Source organism: Streptomyces sp. NPDC058157, from assembly GCF_042884105.1.
Classification (GTDB): Bacteria; Actinomycetota; Actinomycetes; order Streptomycetales; family Streptomycetaceae; genus Streptomyces.
This window is the reverse complement of record NZ_JBHVUQ010000252.1, coordinates 1-8,743: the sequence shown is the minus strand read 5'-3', so window position 1 is coordinate 8,743 and position 8,743 is coordinate 1. Positions and strand designations below refer to the sequence as shown.

Annotated in this window: 8 protein-coding genes; 3 read left to right on the top strand and 5 right to left on the bottom strand. The window is 74.8% G+C overall.

What is annotated here, in order from left to right; all coding sequences use genetic code 11:
* Window positions 1-56 precede the first annotated feature (56 nt).
* Complete coding sequence (locus tag ACFVXK_RS34445; RefSeq protein ID WP_389619916.1) at window positions 57-671, top strand: TetR/AcrR family transcriptional regulator; 615 nt, start codon at window positions 57-59, stop codon at window positions 669-671.
* Window positions 655-2,289, top strand: coding sequence for an isovaleryl-CoA dehydrogenase (locus ACFVXK_RS34440; RefSeq protein WP_389619913.1), 1,635 nt, complete (start codon window positions 655-657; stop codon window positions 2,287-2,289). The genes ACFVXK_RS34445 and ACFVXK_RS34440 overlap by 17 nt, the downstream gene beginning before the upstream one ends.
* A gap of 24 nt (window positions 2,290-2,313) precedes the next feature.
* On the opposite strand, the gene ACFVXK_RS34435 is transcribed toward ACFVXK_RS34440, so the two are convergent.
* Window positions 2,314-2,895: a hypothetical protein gene (locus tag ACFVXK_RS34435; RefSeq protein ID WP_389619910.1), complete on the bottom strand. Its 582-nt coding sequence runs from the start codon at window positions 2,893-2,895 to the stop codon at window positions 2,314-2,316.
* 180 nt (window positions 2,896-3,075) lie between these two features.
* Between ACFVXK_RS34435 and ACFVXK_RS34430 the strand changes: the two genes are divergently transcribed.
* On the top strand, window positions 3,076-4,194 hold the full coding sequence (locus ACFVXK_RS34430; RefSeq protein ID WP_389619907.1) for a S8 family peptidase: 1,119 nt from the start codon (window positions 3,076-3,078) through the stop codon (window positions 4,192-4,194).
* Here the strand turns inward: ACFVXK_RS34430 and ACFVXK_RS34425 are convergent.
* The 4 genes from ACFVXK_RS34425 to ACFVXK_RS34410 form a co-directional block, all read right to left on the bottom strand.
* Entirely contained in the window at window positions 4,191-4,832 is a 642-nt protein-coding gene (locus ACFVXK_RS34425) for a M15 family metallopeptidase (protein ID WP_389619919.1), read from the bottom strand. The two genes, ACFVXK_RS34430 and ACFVXK_RS34425, sit on opposite strands and share 4 nt — an antisense overlap.
* 102 nt (window positions 4,833-4,934) lie before the next feature.
* On the bottom strand, window positions 4,935-5,288 hold the full coding sequence (locus ACFVXK_RS34420; protein ID WP_389619904.1) for a UBP-type zinc finger domain-containing protein: 354 nt from the start codon (window positions 5,286-5,288) through the stop codon (window positions 4,935-4,937).
* A complete protein-coding gene (locus ACFVXK_RS34415; protein ID WP_389619902.1) occupies window positions 5,285-6,766 on the bottom strand; it encodes an ATP-binding protein in 1,482 nt (493 codons plus the stop codon). Before ACFVXK_RS34415 ends, ACFVXK_RS34420 begins: the two co-directional genes overlap by 4 nt.
* Complete coding sequence (locus ACFVXK_RS34410) at window positions 6,763-8,439, bottom strand: FAD-dependent oxidoreductase (RefSeq protein WP_389619899.1); 1,677 nt, start codon at window positions 8,437-8,439, stop codon at window positions 6,763-6,765. The genes ACFVXK_RS34415 and ACFVXK_RS34410 overlap by 4 nt, the downstream gene beginning before the upstream one ends.
* Between the last annotated feature and the right edge of the window lie 304 nt (window positions 8,440-8,743).

Genomic DNA, 8,743 nt, shown 5'->3' with positions numbered 1-8,743 from the left:
GAACGCCCCCCCGAAGGGCTGGTGTGAAGCAGTGAATCACTGCTTCAATCCTTCCCATGCCCTACCGCCGCCCACCCGCCGTGCAGGCCCGGCTCGACGCCCGTCGCGACCGGGTGCTGGACGCCGCCGTCCGCCTGCTGTCCAGGGAGGGGTACGCCGGCTGTTCCGTCGCCGCCATCGCGGCCGAGGCCGGGATCTCCACCGGAAGCGTCTACCAGGTGTTCTCCGGCAAGTCCGAGCTCGCCGCCGCCCTCTTCCGGACCCTGGTGGCCCGGGAGGTGGCGGCGGTCACCGCCGCCGCGGACCGTCCCGGGACCGCCGCCGAGCGGGTGGCCGGGGCCGTCGAGACCTTCGCCTCGCGGGCGCTGCAGGCCCCCCGGCGGGCCTTCGCCCTGCTCGCGGAGCCGGCCGATCCGGCCGTCGACACCGAACGCCTCGTCTTCCGGCGGGCGTTCCGCGACGTGTTCGCCCGGCAGATCGCCGCGGGCACGGCCACCGGTGAACTGCCGCCGCAGCCGCCCGAGCCGACCGCCGCCGCACTGGTCGGCGCCATCGCCGAGGCGCTCGTCGGACCCCTCGCCGACGGCGACGCGGCCCCCGGCGAGGTCGTCCCCGCCCTGATCACCTTCACCCTGCGCGCCCTTGGAGGACACGATGCCGCAGACGCATGAGGTCACCAACCAGGTACCGCCGCACCACGGTTACGACGCCGCGGCCGACCCGGCGCTGCTGGAGGCCCTCGCCCGCGAGGGCGCCGGCTGGGCAGCACCCGAACTCCACCGCCTCGGCGTCCTCGCCGGATCCGAGGAGGCCGCCGAATGGGGCCGGCTGGCCAACGAGAACGAGCCGGTCCTGCACACCCACGACCGCTACGGCCACCGCGTCGACGAGGTCGAGTTCCACCCCCACTGGCACCGGCTGATGGACACCGCCGTCTCGCACGGACTGCACGCCGCCCCCTGGACGCAGCGGGAACCGGGCGCGCACGTGGCCCGCGCGGCCAAGTTCATCGTCTGGAGCCAGGTCGAGGCCGGCCACACCTGCCCGGTCTCCATGACCTACGCCGCCGTCCCCGCGCTGCGCGCCGCCCCCGCCCTCGCCGAGTGGCTGGAGCCGCTGCTCGCCTCCCGCACGTACGACTTCGGGCTGCGCCGGCCCGACACCAAGCGCGGGCTGATCGCCGGCATGTCGATGACCGAGAAGCAGGGCGGCTCGGACGTCCGCGCCAACACCACCACCGCCGTCCCGGCCGGGGACGGCACGTACCGGCTGACCGGGCACAAGTGGTTCACCTCGGCACCCATGTCGGACGTGTTCCTGACCCTGGCGCAGGCCCCCGGAGGGCTGTCCTGTTTCCTGCTGCCCCGCGTCCTGCCCGACGGCACCCGCAACCGGCTGCACCTCCAGCGCCTCAAGGACAAGCTCGGCAACCGCTCCAACGCCTCCTCCGAGATCGAGTACGACGACGCGTTCGGCTGGCTGGTGGGGGAGGAGGGCCGCGGGGTGGCGACCATCATCGAGATGGTCAACATGACCCGGCTCGACTGCGTCCTGGGCGGGGCCTCCGGCATGCGGCTCGGCCTGGTCCGGGCCGTCCACCACGCCACCCACCGGCGGGCGTTCGGCAAGGCCCTGATCGACCAGCCGCTGATGCGCAACGTCCTGGCCGACCTGGCGCTGGAGTCCGAGGCCGCGACGGCTGTCGCCCTGCGCCTGGCCGGGGCGAGCGACCGGGTCGCGCGCGGGGACGCGGACGAGGAACTGCTGCGCCGGCTGGGCCTGGCCGTCACCAAGTACTGGGTGTGCAAGCGGGCCCCCGCGCACGCCGCCGAGGCCCTCGAATGCTTCGGCGGCAACGGCTACGTCGAGGACTCGGGTATGCCGCGCCTGTACCGCGAGGCCCCGCTGTCGTCCATCTGGGAGGGCTCGGGCAACGTGGCCGCCCTGGACGCGCTGCGCGCGATGGCCCGGCGGCCCGAGACCGTCGAGGCCTTCTTCGCGGAGGTCGGCCTCGCGGCCGGGGCCGACCGGCACCTGGACGCGGCCGTGGCCGGGCTGCACAAGCAGCTCGCCGACCCCGCCGAGGCGGAGTACCGGGCCCGGCAGCTGACCGAGACCATGGCCCTGGCCCTCCAGGCCTCGCTCCTGGTGCGGCACGCCCCGGCGGCGGTCGCCGACGCCTTCTGCGCGTCCCGGCTGGGCGGGGAGCACGGCCGGGCCTACGGGACCCTGCCGACCGGGGTGGACACGGGGGCCGTCCTCGCCCGGGCCGTGACGCCGGCCGTCTGAGCGGGCGCCGGCCCGGCCGCCCGGTCAGGGGTGCCAGACCTCCTTGATGGAGTTGATCTCGCCCTCGCCGTCGACCGTGATGTCGTAGATGTTCCCCGAGCAGCTGTACGGGGCCTTCACGGCGGAGGGGTTGGTCATGCAGTCGCCCGCGTGCATCCACAGTTCCCCGACGGGGACGGACTTGGTGGAGCCGGAGCCGGTGGCCAGCTCGGCCTTCACCTCGCCGGTGGCGAAGAGGTAGTACTTGGCGTCGCCCTTGCCGTGGTAGATCCAGTCGTTGGGCGTACAGGTCGGCTGGGCGTCCTTCGCGGACATCGAGCCCTTCGACGGCGGCGCGACGGGCTCCACCATCTTGTGGCCGGCCGGCAGCTTCGGCGGCCGGCCGCAGTCGCCGCCGGGCGCGGCGGAACCCGCGGAGGCCCCGCCGGCGGGGGCCTTGGCGGAGGGCTTGGCGGCGGACGGCTGCGCCGCGGACGGCTGGGCGGCGGCGCCGGCGGACCCGGCGGTGCCGCCGGAGCCCGAGGCCTCCTCGGGGCCGCAGGCCGCGACCGATCCGAGGGCCGCGACCAGCGCGAACGTCCCTACGATGCGTCGAGTCGACTTCATGTCAATTCCCCCGATGTGGCTGAAAGATGTCGTGATCATGTCTGATCGGTGATGTGTTCTACACGAGACGCGCCACAAGATCCAATCGGCTCCGGCCGCAACCGCGGCCCCCGTCCGGGGCGTCTGGGCCCGTGACGACGGGCAGCCGCGGCGGCTGCCGAAGGGGACGGGGGACAGGCGATGGGACGGAACACGAGACGCACGTCCGGCGCGGTGGCACTGGCACTGGCGCTGGCCCTCACGGCCTGCGACCCGTCCGGGGACCCGGGCCCCGGCGGCCCCGTCCCGTCCGCCGCCGGCTCCGGTACCGCGCACCCCCCGGCCACCGGCGCACCGCACCCGGCCGGCAGCCCCTCGGGCGGCACCCCGGGAAGCACCGCCCCGTCGGGCCACACCGGCGCCGCCCCGTTCGTGCGCACGGGCGTCCCCTGGAACCTGGACCGGCTCGACCAGCGCACCCGCCCCCTCGACGGCCGTTACGCGGCGGGCGCGGACGGCAGCGGCGTCCACGTCTACGTCCTCGACACCGGCCTGGACCTGGGGCACGCCGAGTTCGCGGGCCGCGCCACCGCCGGGGCCGACTTCGTCGGCGCCCCCGGCACGGGGGACTGCGCCGACAGCAGCGGCCTCGGGCACGGCACCTTCGTGGCCGGTCTCATCGGCGGCCGCACCTACGGGGTCGCCCCCAAGGCCCGGCTCGTCCGCGTCCAGGCCATCGGCTGCGAGGAGGGCGGAGACGGCAGCGGCCCGGAGTCCCCCGAGGCCTCCATCGTCAAGGCCGTCGCATGGGTGACCGCCCATGCCGAACGCCCGGCGGTGGTCAACATGTCCCTCAACCTCGCGAGCCCCTCACCGGCCCTCGACGCGGCCGTGCAGCACCTGGTCGAGTCCGGGGTCCCGGTGGTCGTCGCGGCGGGCAACTTCAACGACGACGCCTGCGGCCACTCCCCGGCCGGCGCCCACGGAGCCATCGTGGTGGCCGCATCCACCACCGACGACCGCCCCTGGCGCGACACCGAGACCTTCGGCTCCGGACACGGCTCCTGCGTGGACCTGTACGCCCCCGGAGACAAGGTCACCTCGGCGGTCGCCGGCGGCGGCACCGCCACCAGCGACTCCGGCGCCACCTCCTGGGCCACCCCGCACGTGACCGGCGCCGTGGCCCTCTACCTCTCGGCCCACCCCACCGCCACCCCCGCCCAGGTCCGCACCTGGCTCCTCACCCAGGCCGACCGAGACGCCCTCACCGCCGTCCCACCGGGCACCCCCAACCGACTGCTGAACACCTCCGGCCTCTAGGACGGCGCCTGGCCGGCGGGGCCGTAGAGGGCGGTCGGGCGGCTCGTCTGGAGGGCCCAGTAGCGGTCGCCGTAGGACCAGTGCCACCACTCCGTGCCGTAGTTGACGAGTCCGGCCGCCTCGAGGGCCCCGCTCAGGGTGGTGCGGTGGAGGCGGGCACGGCGGGGGATGTGGTCGGCCAGGGTGTAACAGGCGCCCGCGCTCTCCTCCGGGCCGGCGTTCACCCGGCTGCCCATGTCCAGCTCGGTCCCGTCCCCGTCGACGAGGGTCAGGTCCACGGCGGCGCCCGCGCTGTGCGGGGCGATCTCCGGAGGGGAGACGTACCGGCTGGCCTGCGCACGGAGTTCCTCCGGCGTCCACCGCGGGTGGGCGGCGCGCAGCTCGGCCGCGTACTCCTCGAAGTACCGCCGCTGCAGGTCCGGCGGCCGGAAGCCCTCCACGATCAGTAACCGGAGCCCGTCGGGGAGCAGCGACTGGGCGTGCAGCAGCCGTTCGGCCACCCCGGCCCGGAGGTGGGCGAAGGCGCCGCCGGGGTCGGCCCGGCTGCCGTCCGTGCGCAGCTCGCCCCCGGCGCGGACGTCGACCAGACGCTCGCCGTTCTCCTCGACCGGGATCGCGGCGACACGCGGGTCGGACATCAGCACGATGGTCAACGGGACCTCCTCGCTCCGGGCCGGCGAACGCGAACGCCGACGGCCGACACCCTGCCAGCCGGGGCGTAGTGGCGAGGTGAGCACCGCCTAGCGGTGGAGGTGGGCCGGCCAGTCCGCGGGGACGCGGTCCGCCGGGCCGGGGGCCGGCTGGTCGGCGGGGTGGGCGGACGGCGGGGTGAGGCCGGGGCCGGACTCGTACAGGCTGTCCGTGGCGTAGTCCCAGAACCACTCCTCGCCCGGTTCGAAGCTCTGCACCAGGGGGTGGCCGGCTGCCTTCCAGTGGGCGGTGGCGTGCTGGGCGGGGGAGGAGTCGCAGCAGCCGACGTGCCCGCACTCGGCGCAGCGCCGCAGGTGGAACCACCAGCCGCCCACCGCCTCGCAGTCCGCGCAGCCCGTGCCGCTGGGCGGGACGCCCGGGTCGATCCCGTCGATCTCGGTCATGTGCGGTCCTCCGTGGGGGTGGGGGTGGGGGTGGGGGCGGGGGCACCGGCGGGCGCGGTGAGCGGCAGCAGGACGCGGAAGCGGGTGTCCCCCGGGACGGACTCGACCTCCAGGCTGCCGTGGTGCTTGTCGACCACGATCCGCCAGGAGATGTCCAGCCCGAGGCCCGTGCCCTCACCGACCGGCTTGGTGGTGAAGAAGGGGTCGAAGATGCGGTTCCTGATCTCCGGGGGCACCCCCGGGCCGGTGTCGCGGAACTCCACCAGCAGCCGGTCGCCCTCCCGCGCCGTGCGGACCGTCAGGGTGCCCTCGCCGGCGCCGCTCCCGATGGCGGACACCGCGTTGTCGATCAGGTTGGTCCACACCTGGTTCAGCTCCGCCGGGTAGGCCGGCACCGCGGGCAGGCCGCGGTCGTACTCCTTGACCACCCGCACCCCGGGGCCGATCTTGCCGGAGAGCATCAGCAGGGTGCTGTCGAGGAGTTCGTGCACGTCGGCGTCGCGGTGCGGGGCGCGGTCCAGCTGCGCGTACTGCTTCGCCGCGTCCACCAGATGGGAGATCCGGCTGGTGGAGTCGTCGATCTCGTCCATCAACAGCTCGGTCTCGACCGTGTAGTTGAGCCAGCCGACCGCCCCGGGCAGGATGTCCTCGGCCACCGTCGCCGCGACCTGATCCAGCCAGTCCGTGTCCAGTCCGGCCTGGACGAACGTCGGCGCGATCCGCCAGCCCTCCGGGATGCCGTGGTCCTCCAGCCAGTCGGAGAGCTCGTCCTCCCGGTCGGCCGCCTCCAGCGGGCTCAGCACCGGCGCCTTGGCGACCCGTTCCGCCGTCCGCTCCTGGATCTCGATCAGTTCGGCGAGGGCCTCGCGCGAGTACGGGCCCTGGGCGATGACGGCCAGCTTGTGCCGCATCTTGCCCACCCGCTCGCGCAGCGCCGCGGTGGCCCGGACGGCCGCGGCGGCCGGGTTGTTGAGCTCGTGCGTCAGCCCGGCCGACAACGAGCCCAGCGCCAGCAGGCGTTCCCGCTGCCCGATGGCCCGCTGGGTGTCCTTCGCGCCGAAGAACAGACCCTCCAGCAGGTGCGCCGCCATCGGGAACCACTCCTGCATGATGTCGGCGAACGACTGCGCCGACAGCACGAAGAACCGCGTCGGCTCCGTCACCCGCATGGAGTTGACGTACGTCTGCGGGACCCGGTCGCCCAGGTACGCCTGCATGGCCCCCGCGTACACCCCGCGCTGCGAGGTCCGGCTCACCTCCACGTCGTCCGCGCCGACCCGCCGGTACAGCACGACGGTGCCTTCGAGCATCACGTAGAAGCAGGTGGCCGGCTCGCCCTCGGTGTACACCGGGCCGGCTTCGAAGCGCTCCACCCGCCCCTCGCGGCACAGCCGCCCCAGCTGCTCCGCCGACAGCTTCTCGAACAGGAACAGCGAGGCGATCTCCCGCGGGTCGCAGGACACCTCCCGCCCGCTCACGACTGCTCCAGGTACCGGTGCACCAGCATGACGGCCATGGCTCCCTCTCCCACCGCGGACGCGACCCGCTTCGCGGACCGGGCCCGCGCGTCGCCCGCCACGAACACCCCGGGGATGTTGGTCTCCAGGTGGTACGGCGGTCGGTCCAGCGCCCACTCGGCCGGCGGCCGCCCGTCCGGTGTCAGGTCCGGCCCGGCGAGGATGAAACCGTGCTCGTCGCGCAGCACCGTGCCGTCCAGCCAGTCGGTCAGCGGGGCCGCGCCGATGAACACGAACATCCACTGCGCGTCCACGAGTTCCGTCGCCCCCGTCACCGCGTCCCGCAGCACCAGCCGCTCCAGGTGCCCCTCGCCCCGCGCCGCCTCCACGACGGTCCGCGGCCGCACGGCGATGTTCGGCGCCTCCTCGATCTGCTGGATCAGGTAGTACGACATCGACGCGGCGAGGGACTCCCCGCGCACGAGCAGCGTCACCGACTTCGCGCCCCGCGCCAGGTACACCGCCGCCTGCCCCGCCGAGTTGGCCCCGCCGACCACGTACACGTCCTGCCCCTCGCAGGAGGCCGCCTCGGTCAGGGAGGAGCCGTAGAACACCCCGCGCCCGGTCAGGTCCTCGCAACCCGGCGCCCCCAGCTGCCGGTAGGACACCCCCGTCGCCAGGATGACGCTGTGCGCGGCGACCGACGAGCCGTCGGAGAACCGCACGACCCGCGCCGGGCCGTTCACCTCCAGCCCCGTCACCTCGCGCGCGGTGAGGATCTCCGCGCCGAACCGGGTGGCCTGGCGGCGGGCGCGCTCGGTGAGCTGGGCGCCCGAGACGCCGTCGGGGAAGCCCAGGTAGTTCTCGATGCGGGAGCTCTGCCCGGCCTGCCCGCCGGTCGCCGACCGTTCCACCAGGACGGTGCGCAGCCCCTCCGACGCCCCGTACACCGCGGAGCCCAGCCCGGCCGGGCCGCCGCCGATGACGACGAGGTCGTAGAACGCGGCGGCCGGTGTGGTGGCGAGCCCCACGTGCGCGGCCAGCTCCGCAGGCTCCGGCTCGACCAGCGCCGTCCCCTCGGCGGTGACCACCAGCGGCAGCCGCAGCCCGTCGGCCCCGGCCGCCTCCAGCAGCCGCCGTCCTTCGGGCTCGTCGGAGGAGTACCACCGGTAGGGCACCTGGTTGCGGGCCAGGAACTCCCGCACCTCGGAGGAGCGCGCCGACCAGCGGTGCCCGACCACCTTGGTCGCCGGTACCGGCCGGTGGTCGCTGGCGCGCCAGGCCGAGATCAGGTCGTCCAGGACCGGGTAGAGCTTCTCCTCGGGCGGGTCCCAGGGCTTGAGCAGGTAGTGGTCGAGGTCGACTACGTTGATCGCGTCGATGGCGGCGTGGGTGTCGGCGTACGCGGTCAGCAGCACCCGCCGCGCCCCGGGGTAGACGCCGAGCGCCTGCTCCAGGAACTCCACGCCGTTCATCTGCGGCATCCGGTAGTCGGCGAGGATCACGGCGACCAGGTCCCCCCGCAGCTTCAGCTCGCGCAGCGCCTCCAGGGCCGACTCCCCGGACTCGGCGCGCACGATCCGGTACCCGCCGCCGTAGTGCCGCCGCAGGTCACGGGCGATGGCGCGGGACACCCCCGGATCGTCGTCCACGGTGAGGATGACGGTCCGCGCCGCATCGCCGGCCTGTGCCATGCTCCTCCGCCCTGCCCACTCGAGCCGACCGACGCCCGAGCCCCGCCCGCGCCGGCTCCTGCCCATCGTAGGTGCGATCCCCCCTACCCGCGCCCGCTCCGGCGCCCGGCCGCCGGGGGCCGGGCGGCCGGGGCGGGGTACACCGGGCTGGCCGCAGGGGGCGGGCGCGCCGGGGCCGGGCGCGCCGGGCCGGCCGCACGGGACCGGGCACACCAGGCTGGGCACACAGGTCCGTGCGGACGGGGCTGCGTGCACCAGGCTGGGCAGACGCCGTGCGGTCGGGGCTGGGTGCACCAGGCTGGGC